The 21,827-nt window shown below is 49.3% G+C and carries 19 protein-coding genes; 11 read left to right on the forward strand and 8 right to left on the reverse strand.

Going from position 1 to position 21,827, the window contains the following annotated elements; all coding sequences use genetic code 11:
• Positions 1-15: 15 nt before the first annotated feature.
• A complete protein-coding gene (xds, locus tag EPB59_RS00460) occupies positions 16-2,625 on the forward strand; it encodes a GlyGly-anchored extracellular endonuclease Xds (RefSeq protein WP_154171305.1) in 2,610 nt (869 codons plus the stop codon).
• Between the two features lie 73 nt (positions 2,626-2,698).
• On the opposite strand, the gene rimO is transcribed toward xds, so the two are convergent.
• Both rimO and EPB59_RS00470 read right to left on the reverse strand, forming a co-directional pair.
• Positions 2,699-4,111 carry a 30S ribosomal protein S12 methylthiotransferase RimO gene (gene rimO, locus EPB59_RS00465; RefSeq protein ID WP_000218151.1) on the reverse strand — a complete coding sequence of 471 codons (1,413 nt, stop codon included), beginning with the start codon at positions 4,109-4,111 and terminating at the stop codon, positions 2,699-2,701.
• 207 nt (positions 4,112-4,318) lie between these two features.
• The gene (locus EPB59_RS00470) at positions 4,319-5,590 is read right to left on the reverse strand and encodes an NAD(P)/FAD-dependent oxidoreductase (protein WP_154171306.1); all 1,272 of its coding nucleotides are present in this window, start codon (positions 5,588-5,590) and stop codon (positions 4,319-4,321) included.
• A 301-nt stretch (positions 5,591-5,891) separates the two neighbouring features.
• Here EPB59_RS00470 and EPB59_RS00475 point away from each other — a divergent pair, with 301 nt between their 5' ends.
• The 5 genes from EPB59_RS00475 (at position 5,892) to EPB59_RS00495 (ending at position 11,638) form a co-directional block, all read left to right on the forward strand.
• Complete coding sequence (locus EPB59_RS00475; RefSeq protein ID WP_113597294.1) at positions 5,892-6,470, forward strand: aminodeoxychorismate/anthranilate synthase component II; 579 nt, start codon at positions 5,892-5,894, stop codon at positions 6,468-6,470.
• Positions 6,471-6,865: 395 nt separating this feature from the next.
• Complete coding sequence (locus EPB59_RS00480) at positions 6,866-8,077, forward strand: aspartate aminotransferase family protein (RefSeq protein WP_055051266.1); 1,212 nt, start codon at positions 6,866-6,868, stop codon at positions 8,075-8,077.
• 140 nt (positions 8,078-8,217) lie between these two features.
• Entirely contained in the window at positions 8,218-9,237 is a 1,020-nt protein-coding gene (astA, locus tag EPB59_RS00485; protein WP_113597296.1) for an arginine N-succinyltransferase, read from the forward strand.
• Positions 9,238-9,246: 9 nt separating this feature from the next.
• The gene (astD, locus tag EPB59_RS00490) at positions 9,247-10,704 is read left to right on the forward strand and encodes a succinylglutamate-semialdehyde dehydrogenase (protein ID WP_154171307.1); all 1,458 of its coding nucleotides are present in this window, start codon (positions 9,247-9,249) and stop codon (positions 10,702-10,704) included.
• Positions 10,705-10,846: 142 nt separating this feature from the next.
• Complete coding sequence (locus tag EPB59_RS00495) at positions 10,847-11,638, forward strand: DUF1338 domain-containing protein (protein ID WP_154171308.1); 792 nt, start codon at positions 10,847-10,849, stop codon at positions 11,636-11,638.
• Positions 11,639-11,700: 62 nt separating this feature from the next.
• Here EPB59_RS00495 and crp read toward each other — a convergent pair whose 3' ends face one another.
• The 6 genes from crp to EPB59_RS00525 all read right to left on the reverse strand — a co-directional run bounded on the left by crp (position 11,701) and on the right by EPB59_RS00525 (position 17,247).
• Positions 11,701-12,333: a cAMP-activated global transcriptional regulator CRP gene (crp, locus tag EPB59_RS00500; RefSeq protein ID WP_000242749.1), complete on the reverse strand. Its 633-nt coding sequence runs from the start codon at positions 12,331-12,333 to the stop codon at positions 11,701-11,703.
• Positions 12,334-12,575: 242 nt separating this feature from the next.
• Positions 12,576-13,445, reverse strand: a complete 870-nt coding sequence (locus EPB59_RS00505; RefSeq protein ID WP_001274669.1) for a phosphoribulokinase — start codon at positions 13,443-13,445, stop codon at positions 12,576-12,578.
• A gap of 94 nt (positions 13,446-13,539) precedes the next feature.
• On the reverse strand, positions 13,540-13,749 hold the full coding sequence (locus EPB59_RS00510) for a YheU family protein (RefSeq protein WP_148548240.1): 210 nt from the start codon (positions 13,747-13,749) through the stop codon (positions 13,540-13,542).
• Positions 13,750-13,858: 109 nt separating this feature from the next.
• Positions 13,859-14,848 (reverse strand): hydrolase, encoded by a 990-nt coding sequence (locus EPB59_RS00515; RefSeq protein WP_154171309.1) that lies wholly within the window; start codon positions 14,846-14,848, stop codon positions 13,859-13,861.
• Positions 14,845-15,330, reverse strand: a complete 486-nt coding sequence (locus EPB59_RS00520; protein ID WP_055051262.1) for a TIGR02444 family protein — start codon at positions 15,328-15,330, stop codon at positions 14,845-14,847. Before EPB59_RS00520 ends, EPB59_RS00515 begins: the two co-directional genes overlap by 4 nt.
• Complete coding sequence (locus EPB59_RS00525; protein WP_154171310.1) at positions 15,331-17,247, reverse strand: ABC transporter ATP-binding protein; 1,917 nt, start codon at positions 17,245-17,247, stop codon at positions 15,331-15,333.
• Positions 17,248-17,369: 122 nt separating this feature from the next.
• On the opposite strand from EPB59_RS00525, the gene kefG reads away from it, so the two are divergent.
• The 5 genes from kefG (at position 17,370) to EPB59_RS00550 (ending at position 21,800) form a co-directional block, all read left to right on the forward strand.
• The gene (gene kefG, locus EPB59_RS00530; protein WP_154171311.1) at positions 17,370-17,960 is read left to right on the forward strand and encodes a glutathione-regulated potassium-efflux system ancillary protein KefG; all 591 of its coding nucleotides are present in this window, start codon (positions 17,370-17,372) and stop codon (positions 17,958-17,960) included.
• Positions 17,941-19,743: a glutathione-regulated potassium-efflux system protein KefB gene (gene kefB / locus EPB59_RS00535; RefSeq protein ID WP_154171312.1), complete on the forward strand. Its 1,803-nt coding sequence runs from the start codon at positions 17,941-17,943 to the stop codon at positions 19,741-19,743. Before kefG ends, kefB begins: the two co-directional genes overlap by 20 nt.
• A gap of 9 nt (positions 19,744-19,752) precedes the next feature.
• Positions 19,753-19,953 carry a YheV family putative zinc ribbon protein gene (locus tag EPB59_RS00540; protein WP_055051258.1) on the forward strand — a complete coding sequence of 67 codons (201 nt, stop codon included), beginning with the start codon at positions 19,753-19,755 and terminating at the stop codon, positions 19,951-19,953.
• Positions 19,954-20,044: 91 nt separating this feature from the next.
• Entirely contained in the window at positions 20,045-20,656 is a 612-nt protein-coding gene (gene slyD, locus EPB59_RS00545) for a peptidylprolyl isomerase (protein WP_055051257.1), read from the forward strand.
• A gap of 163 nt (positions 20,657-20,819) precedes the next feature.
• On the forward strand, positions 20,820-21,800 hold the full coding sequence (locus EPB59_RS00550) for an isoaspartyl peptidase/L-asparaginase family protein (protein WP_154171313.1): 981 nt from the start codon (positions 20,820-20,822) through the stop codon (positions 21,798-21,800).
• Positions 21,801-21,827 lie beyond the last annotated feature (27 nt).

The raw sequence follows: 21,827 nt of genomic DNA on the forward strand, positions 1-21,827 counted from the left end.
AGGATAAGGTGCATCATGGAAATGAGATCAACCCCGAATTTAACCCGCTCGACTTTAGCTCTGGCTATTAGCTTTGGCTTAGTTGCGCCAACTTACGCTGACCTATTGATTTCTCAATACGTTGAAGGCAGCAGCTTCAATAAAGCAATTGAAATTGCCAACACGTCCGATCAAGCCGTGAGCCTAAATGGCTATCAACTGGCGATGTCGACCAACGGCAGCGGCACGTGGGATAAAACTTTACCGCTCGATGGGCAAGTGATTGCGGCACGCGATGTGCTGGTGATTGCCCACGGTAGCGCCAACAGTGCGATTCTTGCGACCGCTGATATCACCAACAATACGGTAGTCAACTTTAATGGCAATGATCCGATTGCGCTGCTCAATAGCCATGGTTCGGTGCATGACGTGGTCGGCAGTATGGGCGGTGCAGATTTCGCGAAAGACAATACGCTCGCCAGAACTACACTCACCCCAAGCGCCACTTACCAAGCTTCCGATTGGGCTACCCAAGGCAAAGACAATATTGATGGTCTGGGCGCGCTTGATACCAGCACACCACCTACCGCATTCAATTGTACGGTTGATGGTGGAGAACCAAGCTTTACCACCATCCAAGAAATCCAAGGTGAAGGCAGCACTTCTCCCTATATCCAAGGTTATCCCTACATCACCAATGAGGATTTCTTTGTAAAAGGTGTGGTGAGTGCAGTAACGACAGGACTGACTAAAGGCTTTTATCTGCAAGCGCTGGAAGATGACTACAACCCGAACACCTCAGAAGGGCTGTTTGTGTTTACCAACCAAAGCAGTTCTGACTTAGCTCCGGGCGATGTGGTGTGCGTGAAGGGCAAAGTGCAGGAATATTACAACCTGACGCAGCTCAAAGCGGAAAACAATCAGTGGGTGAAACAAGGCCAGCAAGCTGCCCCACAAGCACAAGCCATCGAGATCCTGCCTTCGGATGAACACTTTGCTCAGACGCTAGAGCGTTACGAAGGTATGTTGGTAAAAACGACGCCTGAGCTGGATATGCGTGTGACTCGCACCTTTGGTTATGACTATGATTCGCGCCGTAACAACATGGTGCTGGCACAAGGCCGCATCAACATGCAGCCAAACCAGCAGCATCCAGCCGGTTCAGAGCAAGCTTCGCAGCAGAAGTTGGATAACGCGCAGCGCCGCTTGTTTGTGGAATCCGATGCCAAAGCACCTGATGGGCAAATTCCGTATTACCCGACATTTGGTCGTACTGATGTCGATCAAGATGGTTCAACCGAAGACTATATCCGAATTGATGATACGGTTTCAGGACTCGAAGGGGTTGTGAGCTACAGCTATAACGAATATCGCCTGATTGTGACCAACACCATCTCGGCAGAAAATCTGGTGCATAACGCACCGCGTCAAGCTAAGCCGGATATGGATGAAGGCGATCTGCGCATTGCCACTTTCAACGTACTCAACTACTTCAACTCGCCGTTTGGTGGCGATGCGAATCAACATGGTGATAACCGTGGCGCCAACAATCTGGCTGAATTTGAAGTGCAGCAAGCCAAGATTGTGAATGCGATTGTCCGTTTGGATGCCGATATCGTGGGTTTAATGGAAATTGAGAACAACGGCTTTGGTGAAGGTTCGGCGATTGCGCAATTGGTTAATCAGATCAATAGCCAAATCGCGGATAAGAAAAAACATTACCGCTTTGTGGCGATTGATTCGAATGGCGATGGCAAAACCGATGCTGCCGATTCACTGGGTACCGATGTGATCACCACAGGTGTTATCTACCGCGATAAAGTGGTGAAGTTGGCGCAAAATCGTGTCATCCCAATGCCAAGCCAGCAAGCACCAGAGGTGGTAGATACCAATGGTAAAGTGATTGAAGATGGCAAAAACTATCAGCGTGATACGCTTGCCCCAACCTTTAAAATCAAAGGTGGCAACGAGAAAATCACCGTCGCGGTTAATCACCTCAAGTCCAAAGGATCAGCGTGTTGGGAAGATGCCGCGCCCGTTGAACAAGGCGGACAAGCAGGACAAGATTTGGATTACCAAGGTGCGTGTGAAAACTTCCGCGTCGCCGCCGCGGTAGCGTTGGGTGATGCGCTGGCGAAAATCGATGGGCATAAAGTGATTCTCGGTGATATGAACTCGTACGGCATGGAAGATCCTATGCTGGTGCTGACGGACTACACACCAGAGAAATACGGCAAAACCATTCGTGCAGCACGCAATACCTACATTGCCGGTGTGGAGCAGTTTGGAGATGCAGGCGCAGAGATTAAACACAGCTACGGCTATCTCAACGCAGTTGCCATCAAACATCCAGACAGTTGGAGCTACTCATTTAATGATGAAGTCGGCGCGCTGGATCATCTGTTAGTCAGTCCAAGCCTTAAACACAAAGTCGTGGATGCGACCGATTGGCATATTAACGGTGCAGAATCGACCTTGTTTGACTACAACGATGAGTTCAAAGGCAACCTGCCGAAATACAAGGATCAATTCCGCGCCTCTGATCATGATCCTGCGGTACTGGAGCTTAACATCTACGGTGGTTCATTAGGTTTAGGCGCACTGCTTGGCCTATTGGGGCTTGGTGTTTGGCGCCGCCGTCGCTAGAAAGTGGCATTTTTGATAAACAAAAGGCTAGCGTGCGCTAGCCTTTTTAGTTTCTTAAGTTGATGGCGTGAACTTACTGCGCTTCGTGCAGTACGCTGCCCCACAGGTCATATTCATCGGCGTGTTCAATCACAACGTTAACCAGTTCACCCGGTTTCAGGTTGGTTTCACCGTTGAGGTAAACTAAACCATCGATCTCCGGTGCATCGGCGTAAGTACGGCCAATCGCGCCTTCTTCATCGACTTCATCAATCAGCACTTGCATGGTGCTGCCGATGCGTTTTTGCAGTTTGGCGGCACTGATCTCTTGCTGCACCAGCATAAAACGTTCGAAACGGTCTTGTTTCACGTCTTCTGGGATCTGGTCTTCAATCTCGTTTGCTGCTGCGCCTTCAACGGGCGAATACTTAAAGCAGCCCACGCGATCGAGTTGTGCTTCTTTCAGCCAATCGAGCAGGATTTGGAAATCTTCTTCAGTTTCGCCCGGGAAGCCTACGATAAAGGTGGAGCGGATCACGAGTTCTGGACAGATCTCACGCCACTTTTTGATGCGCTCTAAAGTACGTTCGGCTTGCCCCGGACGTTTCATCATTTTTAGTACGCGTGGGCTGGCGTGTTGGAATGGAATATCCAAGTAAGGCAACACTTTTCCTTCAGCCATCAATGGGATGATTTCATCCACATGTGGGTAAGGGTAAACGTAGTGCAGACGAATCCAAATGCCCATCTTGCCCAGCTCTTCACTCAGTGCTTTGATGTTATGGCGCACCGGAGAACCGTTGGCGAAACCTAAGCTGTGTTTGGTATCCACACCGTAAGCACTGGTGTCTTGGCTGATCACGAGCAGCTCTTTCACGCCAGCGTTTTTCAGGCGTTCCGCTTCACCAATAATTTCACCCACTGGGCGGCTGACTAAGTCACCACGCATCGATGGAATGATGCAGAAAGTACAGCGATGGTTGCAGCCTTCAGAAATTTTGAGGTAGGCGTAATGCTTTGGTGTCAGTTTTACACCGTGATCTGGCACTAAGCTGGTAAACGGGTTATGGGCTGGTTTTGGTGCGTATTGGTGTACGTGCTCCAACACGTTTTGGTAAGCGTGTGGGCCTGTAATGCCGAGCACATTCGGGTGCACTTGGCGAATTTCATCTTCACGCGCACCGAGGCAGCCCGTCACAATCACTTTGCCGTTTTCTTTCAGCGCTTCGCCAATGGTATCCAAAGACTCTTGTACCGCACTGTCGATAAAACCACAGGTGTTGACGATCACCACATCAGAATCGTGGTAGCTGTTGACGATTTCATAACCTTCGGTGCGCAGTTGGGTCAGAATGCGTTCTGAATCCACTAAATTTTTGGGGCAACCTAAGGAAACAAAACCAATTTTATTGCCAGTCGTTTGGCTGCCTTGGCTTTGCTCTGCGATGGTTTTTTTCGCCGTTTCCAGAGTCGTGGTTTGATTTGGCGTAAAAGTCTGAACTGTCATTGCTCTGTGTGCTACCTAATTGTGTTTATTCGCCCGCCGATTCGATGTTGCAGATGCAGGCAACAGAGAACGTGAGCGGGGTCTAAAAAGTCGGCGAATTATAACTGACGAGAAAAAATTGAATAGAGGCGAAATGGAAAAAGTGAACAAAAAACGGACAAAAAAGGAGGCGGCGAAATGCCGCCTCAAGTTGAGGACAACTCATTGCTATTTTGTTCGATGAATTCCTACCGCACCCATGATGTATTTTTCGTAAATTGGTTCACTGGTGCCGTGTTTGACCTTATAAATGAAGTACTTTTCAAAGGCGATTTTCGCGATGTGTACCCATTGCCCCATCGAGGTCCAGTTGGTATTGCGTGGTGGGTTTTGTGGTAGCGCCACAAAAGCAGCCCCTTTGTCACCCATGTCGGCAAGACACACCGCATTCAAGGTTGGACGAGTGGACATCGGCTCGCCTCTTTCCAGACTGAGGATATTCTCCACAATACTGGTGGTCATGGATTCAATCATAAAGCCGGTTTTGGGCGCTCCGACAGGGACTGGGGTTTCTTCTAACGGAGGAATGGCAACGCAAACCCCAGCGGCAAAAATATCGCGATAGGTCGGATTACATTGGAACTCATCAGTGAAGACAAAACCTTTTGGGTTACACAGTTTCGGCACCGCCGCAATCGCGGGAGAACCTTTGAAAGGCGGTAAGAACATCGCCATTTTGAACGGCAGATGGTGTTCAAAGTCCACTTCGCCTTTACGGTTCAGCTCTTCAAAGTGTGCGGTATCGGGATCGAAACTCGTGGTTCGAGCGTTGCAAATCCATTTGATACCACGGTCGCGGAACTCATGTTCCATCAGTGCTTTCGAGTCGCCGACGCCACCTAGCCCCATATGGCCGACATACGGTTCGCTCGTAACAAAGGTGATCGGAACTTTGTCGCGGATTTTCAGTTTACGTAACTGGCTCTCTAAGGTCAGGATATATTCGTACGCAGGACCAAAACAGCTCGCGCCTTGCATTGCCCCAACCAATACCGGGCCGGGGTTTTCGATTAACGCTTGATAAGCTTCATAGGCTTTTACGGCGTGATCTACAGTACAAATGGACTGGGTATAACCCGTTTCTGGTCCTGCCCCCGGAACAGTTTCAAAGGCCAGTTTAGGGCCAGTGCAGATGACCAGATAATCGTAACTATATTGGGTACCATCACCCGCGAGTAGGGTCTTTTCATCGGGCAAGATTTGCGTAACCCCTGTTGGATTAAAAGGGATTTTGAATTTTTTAGCGTAAGGGGTGAGATCCAAAACCACTTGTTCTTTGGTTCTTTCCCCTAAGGCAACCCAAGGGTTGGAAGGAATAAAGTGAAACTCGTTGTGTTCATTGATCAATATGACTTCATGATCTTTTGGGAGTTTTTGTCGTAACTCGTAAACGACTGACATTCCCCCTAAGCCTGCACCGATCACTATGGTTCTTTTCATGGTTGCCCCCTAATGGATTTAAGCTTTATCTATATTAGCTAAGTCTAAATTAATGCTAGTCGATATTAGTCAGGTTGCCATAAAGAAAATGCAGATCAGTGAGTTCCGTCATTTCGACAGCATCAAGTGACTTAAAGTGTAGGTGGCTATTTGTGGTTTTATGTGTGATTGATTTCATATTTTTCTTTAGTAATCAATGAAATTTCTGCAGGGCTGTTGGGGGCGATGAGGAGGTTTCGATTGAAAGTGTGGGTGAGATTCGTAGAATGCCACTGATTTCTCGTCACCAAGAAGGATGCTTATGCTACTGATGATCGATAACTACGATTCATTCACCTACAACTTGTACCAATACTTTTGTGAGTTAGGGGCGCAGGTTAAAGTGGTGCGCAATGATGAGATCGATCTGGATGGGATCCGTGCTCTGGCTCCGACACATTTGGTGATTTCTCCGGGACCATGCACGCCTAATGAAGCGGGGATCTCACTTGCGGCGATTGAAGCGTTTGCAGGACAACTGCCGATCCTTGGTGTTTGCTTAGGGCATCAAGCGATCGCCCAAGCATTTGGTGGGCAAGTGGTGCGCGCTCGGCAAGTGATGCACGGCAAAACCTCCCCCATTCGTCATACGGGGCAAGGCTTATTTAGCGGATTGAATAACCCGCTAACGGTGACGCGTTACCATTCCTTGGTAGTTAAAAATGACACTCTGCCCGAGTGCTTTGAGTTGACCGCATGGACTGAGCTCAATGATGGCAGCATTGATGAAATCATGGGATTCCAACATAAAACCTTAGCGCTTGAGGCGGTGCAGTTTCACCCTGAGTCAATTAAGACTGAGCAAGGTCACCAATTGCTTGCTAATTTTTTACGCCGCTAAGCATTTTGCACGCAAAGTGTCGTTTGAGTGGCTCTGACCTCGATCACTTTTTTCGCTTTCTATCAAATATTTATCTGTGATTGGCAAGTTTTCACTCTTATTCATAGAGAATTGTGCTGTCTTTGCCAGTCCTTGATTTTCCTGACTCATCCATTCATTTCTAATTTCCTTATAAAAATTACTTCATAATTAGTCTGTTTTGCTGCATAAATAGTCGTTCGTGGTGTGATGTTTATGGCATTGTCCTGTACATACGAGATAATCCACCATTGAAATGGTTAAATAAATGTAAATACAATGCTGCAAATGATTTAAGGAAATTCATAATCTAACACAGAGCCATTTTGTGGAAGAATCGCTTATCTCAGAGCATGCGGTATCGAGAGGGAATGGGAATGACGGTGGAAATGAGTGTGGATCGTGGTTCGTTTGATGAGGTGATGGTGCCTTGTTACAACCCGATGGAGTTTATTCCGGTAAAAGGTTTTGGTTCACGGATTTGGGATCAGCAAGGTCATGAGTACATTGATTTCGCTGGTGGGATTGCGGTGAGTTGTTTGGGGCATTGCCACCCTGTGATGGTGCAAGCATTGACCACCCAAGCCAATAAGCTATGGCATTTAAGTAACGTAATGACCAATGAGCCGGCGTTGCGCTTGGCGAAAAAACTGACTCAAGTGAGTTTTGCCGAAAAGGTCTTTTTTGCCAACTCCGGCGCAGAAGCCAACGAAGCGGCACTCAAACTGGCGCGTCGTTATGCGGCCGATGTGTATGGTCCTGGGAAATCCGAGATTATTGCCTTTAACCAAGGTTTCCACGGACGCACTTTCTTTACTGTCTCTGTGGGTGGTCAAGCGACCTATTCCGATGGTTTTGGCCCTAAGCCGGGCGACATTGTTCATCTGCCTTATAACGATCTGGCTGCACTGCAAGCACAGATCTCCGATCGCACTTGTGCTGTGATGATGGAGCCGCTGCAAGGTGAAGGTGGCATTGTTTCTCCGAGTGCTGAATTTGTGCAAGCGGTGCGCGAGTTGTGTGACAAACACAATGCACTACTGATTTTCGATGAAGTGCAGACGGGTAACGGCCGCACTGGTGATTTCTATGCGTACCAAGGGATTGGTGTGACGCCAGATATTCTGGCCACCGCCAAATCTCTCGGTGGTGGTTTCCCAATCGGTGCCATGCTAACTACCGCGAAAATTGCTGAGCACATGAAAGTCGGTGTACACGGTTCGACTTATGGCGGCAACCCATTAGCGTGTGCCGTAGCGGAAGCGGTGGTGGATTTCGTCGCGCAACCAGAAATACTGGCTGGTGTGAAACAGCGTGAGCAGTGGATGCGCGCTGAGCTCACCAAGCTCAATGAGAAATACCACATTTTCAAAGAGATCCGCGGTAAAGGTTTGTTACTTGGTGCGGCACTCAACGATGAATGGCAAGGCCGCGCGCGTGACATTCTGGTCGCTGCGGGTAAGCAAGGCTTGATGGTGTTGGTGGCCGGGGCGAGCGTGGTTCGCTTTACGCCATCTCTTATCATCAGCCAACAAGAAATCGAAGAAGGTATGGCTCGCTTAGACAAGGCGATCGCCACACTGATGTGATAGCGATGGGCTTGTACTGCAAGCCCTGACTGCGAACCTCGGAGGTTTGCGCTATCACTTACTGCAGTTCTAGGGCGAACGGGGATAAAGCGTTCGCCCTATTTTGAAATGCAGAGATTACGCATCGGGAGGGAGTAAAGATGCTAGTTGTTCGTCCGATTAGCATGGCGGACTATGAGGCGCTACATACCTGCGCTGTCGAGTCCGGCCATGGCTTCACATCATTGCCAGTAGATCAAGAGCTACTGACCAATCGTATTACCCACTCTGAATACAGCTTTAGCAAACCGAACGTCACCACGCCCGGCGATGAAGGCTATTTGATGGTCGGGGTTGATAGCGAAACCGGACAAGTGGCGGGTACCACGGGTATTGAAGCCTCAATTGGTTGGGATGTGCCGTTTTATTCCTATCACATCAGCACCATAGTCCACTCGTCACCTAAATTGGGTGTCAACAATGTGGTGAAGTTGTTGACGTTTGGTAACAACTACACCGGATGTAGCGAAATCTGTACTCTGTTTTTGCGCCCTCAATTTCGCCAAGGCTTGAATGGTCGTTTAATGTCTAAATGCCGTTTTTTGATGATGGCGGAACACTCACACCGTTTTTCCAAAACCATTTTCGCTGAGATGCGTGGCGTTTCCGATGCCGATGGCAATTCACCATTTTGGAAGTGGCTGCAAGAGCACTTTTTCTCGATTGATTTCACCTTGGCCGATTATCTGACTGGGATTGGCAAAAAAGGCTTTATCGCTGACTTGATGCCCAAGTTGCCAATTTACGTCAACTTGCTGAGCAAAGAAGCGCAAGCGGTGATTGGTCAGGTGCATGAAAACACGCGACCTGCCTTGGTATTGCTTGAGAAAGAGGGCTTCACCTGTCGCAATTACGTCGACATTTTTGATGCGGGTCCAACCGTGGAGTGCGAGCTGAACAATATCGAATCGGTGCGCCACTCAGTACGCGCTATTGTTGAAGTGGCAGAACATTCGAGCTCGCAGAATTTCATTATGTGTAATACCTCGTTTGAGAACTTCCGGGCTACGGCGGCCAAAGCCGCATACAGCCAAGAAGATAACGCGGTGATCATCTCCCCCAAAGTCGCCGCGGCGTTAGAAGTGAGCACTGGGGATTATTTACGGATTTTGGCGCAGTAGGGGATAGTCATGACACATTGGATAGCCGGTGAATGGGTGACGGGAACCGGTGAAAAGTTGGAATCACATACGCCTTATAGCCATGAGCTTTTATGGCAAGGCTACAGTGCCAGTGTTGAACAAGTGGAAGCCGCGGTAAACGCGGCTCGCCGAGCGTTCGTGGACTGGAAAAAACGCCCATTTGCCGAGCGTGAACAGAAGGTGTTGGCCTTTGCGGAATTGGTGAAAGCCAACAGCGAACAGATTGCGCAAGTGATTGCTAAAGAGACGGGCAAGCCTTTGTGGGAAACGCGCACGGAAGCGGCTTCAATTGCCGGAAAAATCGCGATTTCGATTCGTGCTTATCATGAGCGTACTGGTGAAACGGTGCGTGAAGCGGCGGGCAATCAGCTGGTATTGCGCCATCGACCGTTGGGTGTGATGGCGGTGTTTGGGCCGTATAACTTCCCCGGCCATTTACCGAATGGACATATAGTGCCTGCGCTGCTGGCGGGCAATACCGTGGTGTTTAAGCCTTCTGAGCAAACCCCGTGGACTGGCGAAGTCTTGATGCAGTTATGGCAACAGGCTGGCTTGCCTGCTGGTGTCATCAATCTGGTTCAAGGCTCAAAAGAGACGGGGATTGCGCTCGCGCAATCACGCGGGATTGATGGTTTGCTGTTTACGGGGAGTGCCAATACTGGGCATCTGCTGCATCGCCAATTTGCAGGTCAGCCGGACAAAATGCTGGCGCTGGAAATGGGCGGCAATAATCCTATGGTGATTTCAGAGCACTATGGCGATCTGGATGCCACGGTTTACACCATTATTCAATCGGCGTTTATCAGTAGTGGTCAACGCTGCACCTGTGCGCGCCGCTTGTATGTGCCACTAGGGACGAAAGGCGATGTGTTGCTAGAGAAACTGGTTGCGGTAACGGCTAAGCTGCGTATTGATCAGCCCTTTGCTGAGCCTGCTCCCTTTATGGGCCCCTTAGTTTCCGAAGCTGCGGCACAAGCGATCCTCAATGCGCAATCCCATCTACAAGCATTAGGCGGTAAAAGTCTGCTTGAAGCTCGCGCTTTGCATGCGGCGTTTATCACACCAGCGATCATTGATGTCACGGCGATTGAGCGCTTGCCGGATGATGAATATTTCGGACCTTTGCTACAAGTGGTGCGTTACCAGACTTTGGCGCAAGCGGTAGAGCTTGCCAATGATACCCGCTTTGGCTTATCCGCTGGACTCGTCTCGACTGACGATGACGAGTGGGATTACTTTGTCGATCATATTCGTGCGGGCATCGTCAATCGTAACCGCCAATTAACCGGAGCCAGTGGTGATGCACCGTTTGGTGGCCCTGGAGCATCGGGCAACTTACGCCCCAGTGCCTTCTATGCCGCCGACTATTGCGCTTATCCAATGGCCTCAATGGAAGGGGAGACAACATTGCTTCCTGCTACCTTGAGCCCGGGCGTTGAACTCTAATCATAATTTATTTTGTGCCTGCGCAGCCAAGTAGGCACTTTTTTCGTCACAGGTTGAAAGCTTTATCGTGTTAGCGCTGGATAAATTACACGGTGTCTAACCTTAGTCCCTTTGCGTTTCATAGGATCAACAAGGAGGCGTTATGACGCCAACAGCTTTATTCCAATCGCTCTGGAATGATTATATTGAGCGCCTCTGCCCGTCGGCAGAGAAAGTACATCAACTCTTACAAGAAGATGAGCCACTGATTAATGATCACATCGCGCTGCGTACTTTTAATGTCGCGCCGCTAGGATTAGAAACGATGGCGAAGCCGTTTTTGGCGCTCGGCTATCAAGCGTGTGGTGAGTATGAATTCAAAAGTAAAAAACTCTTTGCTAAGCATTTTGAACATCCCGATCCTTTGCAGCCTAAGGTTTTCATTAGTGAGCTGAAAGTGGAAGAGTGTTCACCTGAGCTGCAAGCGATTGTTGAAAAGCTGGTGGCACAAGTTCAGCCACAAGCATTAGCCAGTGAGGCTTTTTTGTATGGCGGTCGCTTATGGAGCTTAAGCCATGCCGACTATCTTACTTTGGCGAAAGAGAGTGAGTATGCCGCTTGGCTTGCGGCGCATGGTTATGGTGCAAACCACTTTACAGTCAGCGTGAATCAGCTCAATGCGCTGCATGAAGTGAAACAGGTCAATGACCATCTGCGCCAACATGGCTTTAGCATCAATGAATCGGGTGGGGAAGTAAAAGGCTCACCAGAAGTCTTGCTCGAACAGTCTTCGACCATGGCTGATAAAGTGTTAGTGCGTTTTAACGAAGGCGCGGAGATGATCCCCGGTGGCTTTTATGAGTTTGCCAAACGTTATCCAATGGCGAATGGATTGCTGTACCCCGGATTTGTCGAAGCTTCGGCGGATAAGATTTTTGAAAGCACGAACCGTTAAATTTAGCGTATGATGCAAATAAAAATAGCCACCGCAGGGTGGCTATTTTTTATCGGGAATGCTTAGCGAGTGCCGTAAACCACGATGGTTTTACCGTGGGCAGAGATCAGGTTCTGCTCTTCCAGCATCTTCAGGATGCGGCCAACGGTTTCACGAGAACAGCCAACAATTTGACCGATCTCTTGGCGAGTGATCTTGATTTGCATACCATCTGGGTGAGTCATCGCATCTGGCTGACGTGCAAGGTTCAGCAGAGTCTGTGCGATACGGCCAGTTACGTCTAGGAACGCAAGGTCGCCAACTTTTTGGCTGGTCACTTGCAGACGACGAGCCATTTGACCTGAAAGGCGCATCAAGATATCTGGGTTTACTTGGATCAATTGACGGAATTTCTTAAATGAGATTTCAGCCACTTCACAAGGTGTTTTAGCACGAACCCAAGCGGTACGCTCTTGGCCTTCTTCAAACAAGCCAAGCTCACCGATAAAATCACCTTGGTTCAGGTAAGAGAGAATCATCTCTTTACCTTCTTCATCTTTGATCAGTACCGCAACTGAACCTTTTACGATGTAGTACAGCGTTTCCGCTTTCTCACCCGCGTGGATCAGTGTGCTTTTTGATGGGTACTTATGAATGTGACAATGTGAAAGAAACCACTCTAGTGTTGGATCGGTTTGAGGTTTACCTAGAACCATAATAATCTCACTTCCTCTGCAGGGTACGCTTGCCGCTATCCATATTTTAGCGAAGCCTCAATTGGGCTTACTAGAATAAGAGGTGTTACCCAAGGCTGCAAGCTATCTTATGTTTCGGTTAAGAATAGTATCCTTTTTCGAAATCGATTTCTTGATTTTAATCGTGTCAGTAGTCCAATTTGCTACGCAAAAATGTGCACATGATCACGGTATGAAAAGTAAGCATTCATCACTGGTCGGATCTAGCCGATTTTTCCGGTTTCGATCAGTTGTTGCAGTAGCGGACGCACAATCAAATCCATGGCAAAACTCATCTTGCCCCCAGGCACCACGATGGTGTTGTGGCGTGACATGAATGAGCCATCAATCATCGCCAGTAAGTAGGGGAAATCGACATTTTTGATGCCACGAAAACGGATCACCACAAAACTCTCATCCAGCGTTGGAATGCCTTTAGCATTGAGTGGGTTAGAAGTATCGACTGTGGGCACACGTTGAAAGTTGATGTGGGTGCGCGAAAATTGCGGGGTGATGAATTTAAGGTAGTCGTCCATTGAACGGACGATGGAATCCATCACCGCTTCACGTGAATGGCCGCGATCGCGTGTATCACGTACGTATTTCTGAATCCACTCAAGGTTAACAATCGGCACCATACCAATCAAAAAGTCGACGTGTTGCGCGACATTGACATCACCATCGACCACACCGCCGTGTAAGCCTTCATAAAACAGCACATCTGAGTTTTCGGGCAGTGATTGCCAAGGCGTAAACGTACCGGGCATTTGGTTATACGGAACTGCTTCATCAAAGGTGTGTAAGTAGCGGCGCACTTGGCCGGTGCCTACTTTTCCGTATTGGCGGAAGAATTCTTCAAGGGTTGGGAAATCGTTGGCTTGGGGACCAAAGTAACTGATATGGCGACCTTGCTCGCGCGCCTTGCGGATTTCTACATCCATTTCTGGACGAGTGAAGCGATGAAAACTGTCCCCCTCAACCCAAGCAGGCTTGATGCTCATCATATTGAACATCTTGCGAAAGGCTTCAGAGGTGGTTGTAGTTCCGGCGCCGGAAGAACCCGTCACCGCAATAATCGGATGTTTGGCTGACATGACAAACCTTGTCCTTAAGTCCTTGATTTTGGTGCTAACTCAGGCACCACCCGGAAATGACTATAGCACGGAAAATGAAGCCGTCACTGCTTGGCTAAAACGGATGGCATTTAATATCCACGGTTTCATGCAATTCTGAATAGACGATCACAGCTTGCCCAGATTGTAACTGCGCGCGTACTTGAGCAATTTTTTCCTCCAGCGACACTTCCACATCACCATAATCTGTGCCTTCACGCAGTACAAATTCACGGATCAAATTGTCGAGTGTTTCCTGAGCAATTTGTTGCCATGGAATGATCATAAATACCTCTTTATTTTATGACAGAGCCCAACTCGACTTGGAGCGCTCACTCCAAGTCGTTTGAGTCTTTCCCCTTACAATGATACGGCATTAAAAGGGGAGGGGCGCGTTAGGATTGATGCAGAAAGTCATCACGCAGATGTGAGTAATACTCGGGCAGGGTTTGCTCTAGCCAAAAGCGGGGCTTTAGCCATGATCCACTTAGAAAGCCCACATGGCCGCCATGCTCAAACAAACGGTAATCGATGTTCGCTGGTAGCGGGAAATCTGGGATCACCGCTTCGGTCATAAACGGATCGTCTTTGGCGTGGATGATCTGAGTCGGGACGCGGATCTGAGTCAGCTGTTTAATCCCGGAGCACTGCTGATAATAATCGGCAGCATCATGAAAACCGTGTAGCGGCGCGGTGATCACATCATCAAACTCGGCGAGTTTAGCGATAGCGCGGATCCGCTCCGGGCTCAGTGGCAAAGCATTTTCCAGCAGTGGGTATTTCGCGATGGCATTTTTCTTCAATGAAGAGAGTAGATAGGCGCGATACACTTTAGAGAAACCTTGCTCGATACGTTGTGAGCAGGCGGCTAAATCGAGTGGCGCGGAAATCAAGGTGGCGGCACTGACGATAGGATCATCACGATACTGCGCAAGATAGTTCGCGAGCATGTTACCGCCGAGTGAAACACCGACGGCAACGATCGGACGCTCTGGTAATTGTTTACGCAGATACTCCAGCACAAAACGCGCATCACCCGTTTCACCGGAATGGTAAGCGCGTGCTAAGTGGTTGGGTTTACCACTGCAACCGCGAAAATGCATCATCACCGAGAGCCAGCCCTGCCTTGCAAAGGCGTGCATCAAGCCGTTCGCATAAGGGCTTTTGAAGCTGCCTTCTAAGCCGTGGAACAACACAAACAGCGGCTTACACTGCGCGTGTGGTGTGCGCCAATCTTCGCTCCAAGCTAGATCGAGAAAATCACCATCAGGCGTGAATAGGGTTTGCCATTCGGCACTAAACAGCGGCTGTTTACGCAGTAAGCGAGGCAGCAGAGTTTGTAAGTGGGGATTAGCAAGCCCCTTGGCAGCAATAAATTGAGTCATGATTTTGAGTTATCGTGTTCACAGTGCGGAGCAGAAAATTGCTCGGCTAAGTATTCAGCGCCAAGCATTTTACAGTATTGCTGAGTGAGTGGTAGCACTTGTGCGGGATAGAGCGTTAAACGATTGAGACAATCAACCAAATCCGCTTGCTGCTGCTTTTCCAGTTGCAGTTCAAACTGTAGTGCTTCGCGATAGAGAGTGTCTGGCAAATGGCTTTTCAAGCGTCGCCGCAAATCACGAAAATCGTGCAGCAGAGTTTCCGAATGGCTCAAACATTCCAGCACCGTTGGCCAGTCGGCTTCCGCAAAAGTGAGCTGCTGTTCATCTAGCCATTTGAGTAACAGCAGCAGATTGACATTGCCGTGATGGCTATTTTGTAATCGTAAGCACGCCTCTTTTACCTCGCGCACACTGTAATACTGCAAGCTGAATTGCCAGAGTCTTTCCAGTGTTAATCTTGGTTTGACGTGCTCATCATTCATTTAACCGTTGAACTCCTGTTCCATCTCTTCCAAGGTTTCCTGCTCGGCCATCCATTCTAGCTCGACTTGCTCAAGCTCGGATTTGGCGGCGGCTTGTTTAGCCAACACCTCAGTCAGTGTCGCTTTATTCTGTGCTTCGTACAGTGAGGTGTCCGACAATTGTGCTTCCATCTCACTGATGACGTGGTTCAACTTATCGAGTTTCTCTTCTAACTGTGTCAACTTTTTGCGAATTGGCGCAGTGAGCTTACGAAAATCTGCTTCACGGCGCTTTTGCTCTTTTTTCGCAGCGGCACTGTTCGCGCTATTCACGGCATTGTTCGGTTGGGTTTCTTTACGCTCGGCTTTTTGTTGATCGGTGAGCCATTTGTAGTAGTCATTCAAGTCACCATCAAACGGGCCGACTTGGTGATCATGCACTAAATAGAGATCATCGGTGGTGGCACGCAGCAAGTAGCGATCATGGCTGACGATCACCATCGCCCCTTCATAGCTTTGTAGCGCAAACGTCAGTGCCTGACGCATATCCAAATCCAGATGGTTGGTGGGTTCGTCGAGCAGCAGTAAGTTAGGCTTTTGCCACACAATCAGCGCCAACACTAAACGGGCTTTTTCACCGCCAGAGAAAGGCGCGACTTTTTCGAGCGCTTTCTCTCCATGGAAGCCAAAGCTGCCTAAGTAGTTACGCAGTTCCAGCTCATTTTTGTCTGGCGCGATTTGCATCATGTGTTGCAGCGGCGTCTCTTCCGGATGCAGAGTTTCCAACTGATGCTGCGCAAAGTAACCAATTTTCACCCCTTGCGAGTAAGTGCAGTCACCCGCTTGCGGTTTGAGTTCACCCGAGAGCAGTTTGATCAAAGTTGATTTACCCGCACCGTTACGACCAAGCAGGCCGATGCGGCTGCCCGGCACCAAATTGAGGCGGATTTTCTCAAGGATTAAGTTATCGCCGTAGCCCGCCGCGACCTGATCCATCATCAGGATCGGGTTAGGTAGTGCCGCGGGTTCACGAAATTCAAAGCTGAATGGGTTATCAAACTGTGCAGGCAGCACTTTTTCCATCCGCTCCAGCGCTTTGATCCGGCTTTGTGCTTGGCGAGCTTTTGAAGCTTTATAGCGGAAGCGATCAATGTAGCTTTGCATGTGCGCCATCTGCTTTTGTTGCTTTTGGTAGATGGCTTGTTGCTGAAGCATTTTTTGTGCGCGCTGAGTTTCAAACGACGAGTAGTTCCCCGTGTATTCATTCAGGGTTTGATTTTCAATATGCACAATGCGATTGACGATCGGGTCGAGGAAATCGCGGTCATGCGAAATCAGGATCAGTGTGCCGGGGTAGCTTTGCAGCCAACGCTCCAGCCACATCACGGCATCCAAATCCAAGTGGTTGGTCGGTTCGTCGAGCAGCAGTAAGTCAGAGCGACAAATCAGCGCTTGCGCGAGGTTTAAACGCATCCGCCAACCACCAGAAAATTGGGTCAGGCTCCAGCTCATTTGTTCTTGAGTAAAGCCTAAGCCGTCAAGCAACTCAGAGGCACGGGCGCGAATGCTGTAACCACCGACCATTTCGATCTTGCCATGCAATTCGGCCACTTTGGTTCCGTTGTCTGCCGCTTCAGCTTCTATCAGTTGGCGTTCTAGTTCGCGGTATTCGCGATCTCCATCGATCACGTATTCCAGTGCACTGCGATCCAGCGCCGGTGTTTCCTGCGCTACCCAAGCCAGCTCCCAGTAGGCGGGTTTGCTGAAGGAGCCTGCATCAATAGTCAGTTCATCTTTCAGTAAGGCAAACAGGGTGGATTTGCCACAACCGTTTTTACCCACTAAACCCACTTTGTCGCCGGGATGAATGGTGGCTGAAGCTTGCTCAAGGAGTGGTTTGCCGCCGCGCAGTAGCTGAATCTCAGAGAAGGTAATCATAAAAATCGTTTTATCGCTCGTTGAATTTTCGCTCGGAATAGTAGGAGGAATAAGGATAAATGTCGATCATTATACAAATTGGGTTATGATGCTGAGTAACGGATTAGTAACAAATCAGCGGAGTGCGCAACTTGGTCAACCGAGAGCAAACGAAAGCCAAAGTGTTGGTGGTGTATGCGCACCCCGATCCACAACACTCCGTTGCCAATCAGGTGATGATTGAACACATTGCGGATTTAGAGCATGTTTCGATTGTTGACCTCTATGCCACTTACCCCAATTTCTTTATTGATGTGCACGCTGAGCAGCAACGCTTGCGTGAGCATGATGTGTTGGTGTTGCAACATCCCCTCTATATGTATTCCTGCCCTGCGCTCTTGAAAGAGTGGATCGATCGCGTTCTGAGTAAAGGTTTTGCTTTCGGTAAAAATAGTGCGCTGAAAGGTAAACTGTGGCGCAGCGTGATCACCACGGGTGGCAACCACACCGCTTACGATCAACGCGGTTATAACCGTTATCCGCTGAATGAAATCCTGCAGCCGTTTGAACTCAGTGCCGCTTTGTGTCAGATGAATTGGGTAGAGCCTTTGGTGCTCTATTGGTCACGCAACATCAGTGATGAAGAGCGTGAGCAGCATGCGCGGCGCTATCGGCAATGGTTACAAGAGATCGCCCACTGGCAAGGAGGGCTCTATGACGCCACTGACCAGTGATTTTCTCAGTAGCAGCGTGGTGTTTCTTGCCGCTGCGGTGATTGCTGTGCCTATCGCGCAGCGGGCGGGCTTAGGAACCGTATTGGGTTATTTGCTCGCAGGTGTTGCGATTGGTCCATGGGGATTGGGCTTAATCCGCGATGTGGAAGCGATTATGCACTTTGCCGAATTTGGTGTGGTGCTGCTGCTGTTTTTGATTGGTTTAGAGCTGAACCCGAAAAAATTGTGGAATCTGCGTGGGCCTATTTTAGGTTTGGGTGGTGCGCAGGTAGTGGTGACGACCGCTGTGCTGGCCAGCGTAGCACATTTGCTTGGGTTGAGTTGGCAAAGCGCATTAGTGATAGGCATGGGGCTGGCCCTTTCTTCCACCGCGATTGCCCTGCGTGTCATCGAAGAGCATGAATTGACACGCACTGAGGCCGGGCAATCTGGATTTGCGGTGTTGCTGTTTCAAGATATAGCGGTGATTCCCATGCTGGCTTTGCTGCCGATCCTCGCAGGTAACAGCAGTGGCGATTGGCTGAGTGCATTGTGGATGATGGGCGGGATCGCAGCTTTATTGCTGGGCGGGCATTTTTTACTGAACCCACTGTTTCGTTATATCGCGCTGAGCGGAGTGCGCGAACTGTTTACTGTCGCGGCTTTGCTGCTGGTGGTGGGTATCGCGTTGCTGATGCAGAAGGTTGGTCTTTCGATGGCGCTAGGCACTTTTTTAGCAGGGGTGATCCTCGCAGAAAGCGAGTTTCGCCATGAATTGGAAATTGCTATCGATCCCTTTAAAGGACTGCTGCTCGGGCTGTTTTTTATTTCGGTCGGTATGGCGGTGGATGTGGGGTTGTTACTCGTCAAGCCGCTGCAGATTATGCTAGCTGTGTTGGGCTTGGTGATCATCAAAGGGCTGATCTTATATTTGCTGGCTCGGCTTTCCGGCACCGTTGCGAAAGCACGCAGCAAAATGGCGGCGATTTTAAGCCAAGGGGGGGAATTCGCCTTCGTGATCTTTACTGCCGCCAACACAGAAGGCTTGTTGAACCATGCGCAAGTCTCCTTTTTGTTGGTGGTTGTCAGTTTGTCTATGGTTACCACTCCTTTACTACTCAGCGCTCAAAAACACTGGTTTGCCCGCCAACTCAATACTGAAGAAGCCCCTCTCACACCGGATGTAGAAAACAAAGAGCCGCGTGTCATCATCGTCGGCTTTGGTCGTTTTGGGCAGATTGTCGGCCGCTTGCTGTACGCCAACAAAATCAAAGTGACCATTTTGGAAAGCGATGCCAGCCAAGTGCGCTTGCTGCGCAAGTATGGTTATAAAGTCTTTTATGGTGATGCGAGTAACCTTGAGTTGCTGCGCGCTGCCGGTATAGAGCAAGCCGAAGCTCTGGTGATTTGTACCGATGACCCAGAGCAAGTGATCAAAATTGTTGAGCTGTGCCAACACCATTTCCCCAACCTCAAGCTACTGGCGCGTGCTCGCAGCCGAGTAGAGGCTTATCAATTAATGAGTCTTGGTGTACAAAACTACACCCGAGAAACTTTTTTAAGTGCGCTGGATTTGGGGCGCAAAGCCCTTATCCAATTGGGGATGCACCCTTATCAAGCGAAGCGTGCCGAAGAGCATTTTCATCGTCTGGATAAGACCATGCTCAAAGAACTGCTACCGCAACATAATGAAGATAAACAACTCGAACTGCGCGCCAAAGAAGCACGCACTGAACTTGAAGAGATTTTCAATCGAGAGATGGATAGTGATCAGCTCTCGCGGCAGTATTGGGAAAAGGAGTAGTACAATCTCGTGAAACAGAAAAAACGTTTTATCGCCGGAGCAACCTGTCCTCAGTGTAAAACGGCAGATACATTGCAATGGTGGATGGAGAACAGCATCGAACTAGTAGAGTGCGTCGAATGTGGGTTTCATGAACAGCGTAAACCTAAATCCGTTGAGCAGAGTCAGCATGCCAATGAACAGATGATCGGGATTTTTAAGCCAGAGTAATTGAGTTTCTGCGCATGATCTTCATAATATCGGCAACATTCCTCTCTTGGTTCGTATTTGACGGCGAAGAGACAACCTCCCTGGAGCAGTTATGAAAATTGAAAAAAACACGGTAGCAAGTCTTGCTTACCAATTGACTATCGAAGATGGCGTGGTAGTGGATCAGTCTACTGTTGATGCGCCACTGGATTACCTGCATGGCCACAACAACCTGATCACAGGTCTTGAGCGTGAGCTGGAAGGCAAAGTGGCTGGCGATAAATTCACCGTAACGATCGCACCGGAAGATGCGTACGGTGAGCACAACGAAGATCTGGTACAACGTGTTCCTGCTGAAGTGTTCCAAGGCGTTGATGAGCTAGAAGTAGGTATGCGTTTCCTAGCGGATACTGACCAAGGTCCAATCCCAGTTGAAATCACTGAAGTGGATGGTGACGAAGTTGTGGTTGATGGTAACCACATGCTGGCTGGCCAATCACTGACTTTCACCGTTGAAGTGGTTGCTGTTCGCGCTGCAACAGAAGAAGAAATGGCTCACGGCCATATCCACCAAGGTGGCGGCTGCTGTGGTGGTCATGACCACGATCACGACCATGATCATGAAGGCGGTTGTTGTGGTGGCGAAGGCCACGATCACGATCACCATGGTCACGGTAAGAAAGAAGGCGGCTGCTGTGGCGGCGGCGGTTGTGGTTCTCACTAATAGTGAGCCCATCTCGCTAAGTAGTACGTTATTTTCGTAGTACGATAGATTTGAAAAGCGCTAACCGCGATCCGGTTAGCGCTTTTTTATTGCGAACTTTGGCACTATACGCCCATTCTAAAAACCGAAATAAAACGGTTAACCTTATTGGAGAATACAAGTCATGTCACAGCCTTTTGCGATTGCCATTCATGGTGGTGCTGGCACGATTTTTCGCGAGCAGATGAGTGAATCACTGCGTGCGGACATTCTTAACACCTTAGAACAGGCCGTGCGAGCCGGACATCAATTGTTAACACAAGGTATGGATGCTCTGGATGCGGTCGTTGCTGCGGTGTCGGTATTGGAAGACTCTCCGCTGTTTAATGCTGGCAAAGGATCGGTACTGACGCACAATGAAATGGTGGAGATGGATGCCTCAGTCATGCATGGTGCAGCGCGTGAAGCGGGCGCGATTGCGGGCGTGCGCCACATCAAAAATCCCATTCAACTTGCGCGCGATGTGCTGCGCCATAGTGAGCATGTATTTTTGATCGGTGAAGGGGCTGAGCAGTTTGCCTTCCAGCAAGGTCATGTTTATACCGAACAGGATTATTTCTTTACTGAGCGCCGTTATGAACAGCTGCAAAATATGAAGCAGCAAGATCGCTTCGCACTTTCAGAAGCTACCTACCTATCTGGATCTGCGGAACAAGAGCCGCAAAGTGAATATCCCGATGATAAGAAATTTGGCACGGTAGGCGCGGTGGCGCTGGATCAACAGGGTAATTTAGCGGCGGCGACCAGTACGGGGGGGATCACCAACAAGCGTTTTGGTCGTGTGGGCGACTCGCCAATCATCGGCGCTGGAACGCTAGCTGAAAATGGCAATGTCGCCATTTCATGTACCGGAATGGGCGAGTACTTCATCCGTTATGCGGTCGCAGGCGATATTGCGGCACGCATGCGTTATCTCAAAGAAGATGTCCATACCGCCTGTGAAACTGTAGTGCAAGGTGAACTGAAAAGCGTAGGTGGTGAAGGGGGATTAATCGCTATTGATGCGCAGGGCGATCTTCACTTTGCCATGAACAGTTCTGGCATGTATCGCGCGGGGATTGATCGCCATGGTCAATTCAGTGTGAAAATTTACGCTGACGAATAACCTTTTCTTAATAACTGAATGGATTTT

The organism is Vibrio metoecus (genome assembly GCF_009665255.1).
GTDB classification, from domain to species: domain Bacteria; phylum Pseudomonadota; class Gammaproteobacteria; order Enterobacterales; family Vibrionaceae; genus Vibrio; species Vibrio metoecus_B.

Excerpts from the sequence above, each read along its gene's own strand:
- EPB59_RS00510 (WP_148548240.1), bottom strand. The coding sequence starts at position 13,749 with ATGATCATTCCATGGCAACAAATTGCTCAGGAAACACTCGACAATTTG.
- EPB59_RS00470 (WP_154171306.1), bottom strand. The coding sequence starts at position 5,590 with ATGAAAAGAACCATAGTGATCGGTGCAGGCTTAGGGGGAATGTCAGTC.
- EPB59_RS00505 (WP_001274669.1), bottom strand. The coding sequence starts at position 13,445 with ATGTCAGCCAAACATCCGATTATTGCGGTGACGGGTTCTTCCGGCGCC.
- xds (WP_154171305.1), top strand. The coding sequence starts at position 16 with ATGGAAATGAGATCAACCCCGAATTTAACCCGCTCGACTTTAGCTCTG.
- EPB59_RS00475 (WP_113597294.1), top strand. The coding sequence starts at position 5,892 with ATGCTACTGATGATCGATAACTACGATTCATTCACCTACAACTTGTAC.
- EPB59_RS00480 (WP_055051266.1), top strand. The coding sequence starts at position 6,866 with ATGACGGTGGAAATGAGTGTGGATCGTGGTTCGTTTGATGAGGTGATG.
- kefB (WP_154171312.1), top strand. The coding sequence starts at position 17,941 with ATGACGCCACTGACCAGTGATTTTCTCAGTAGCAGCGTGGTGTTTCTT.
- astD (WP_154171307.1), top strand. The coding sequence starts at position 9,247 with ATGACACATTGGATAGCCGGTGAATGGGTGACGGGAACCGGTGAAAAG.
- EPB59_RS00495 (WP_154171308.1), top strand. The coding sequence starts at position 10,847 with ATGACGCCAACAGCTTTATTCCAATCGCTCTGGAATGATTATATTGAG.
- EPB59_RS00550 (WP_154171313.1), top strand. The coding sequence starts at position 20,820 with ATGTCACAGCCTTTTGCGATTGCCATTCATGGTGGTGCTGGCACGATT.
- rimO (WP_000218151.1), bottom strand. The coding sequence starts at position 4,111 with ATGACAGTTCAGACTTTTACGCCAAATCAAACCACGACTCTGGAAACG.
- EPB59_RS00520 (WP_055051262.1), bottom strand. The coding sequence starts at position 15,330 with ATGAATGATGAGCACGTCAAACCAAGATTAACACTGGAAAGACTCTGG.
- astA (WP_113597296.1), top strand. The coding sequence starts at position 8,218 with ATGCTAGTTGTTCGTCCGATTAGCATGGCGGACTATGAGGCGCTACAT.
- EPB59_RS00515 (WP_154171309.1), bottom strand. The coding sequence starts at position 14,848 with ATGACTCAATTTATTGCTGCCAAGGGGCTTGCTAATCCCCACTTACAA.
- slyD (WP_055051257.1), top strand. The coding sequence starts at position 20,045 with ATGAAAATTGAAAAAAACACGGTAGCAAGTCTTGCTTACCAATTGACT.
- EPB59_RS00525 (WP_154171310.1), bottom strand. The coding sequence starts at position 17,247 with ATGATTACCTTCTCTGAGATTCAGCTACTGCGCGGCGGCAAACCACTC.
- crp (WP_000242749.1), bottom strand. The coding sequence starts at position 12,333 with ATGGTTCTAGGTAAACCTCAAACCGATCCAACACTAGAGTGGTTTCTT.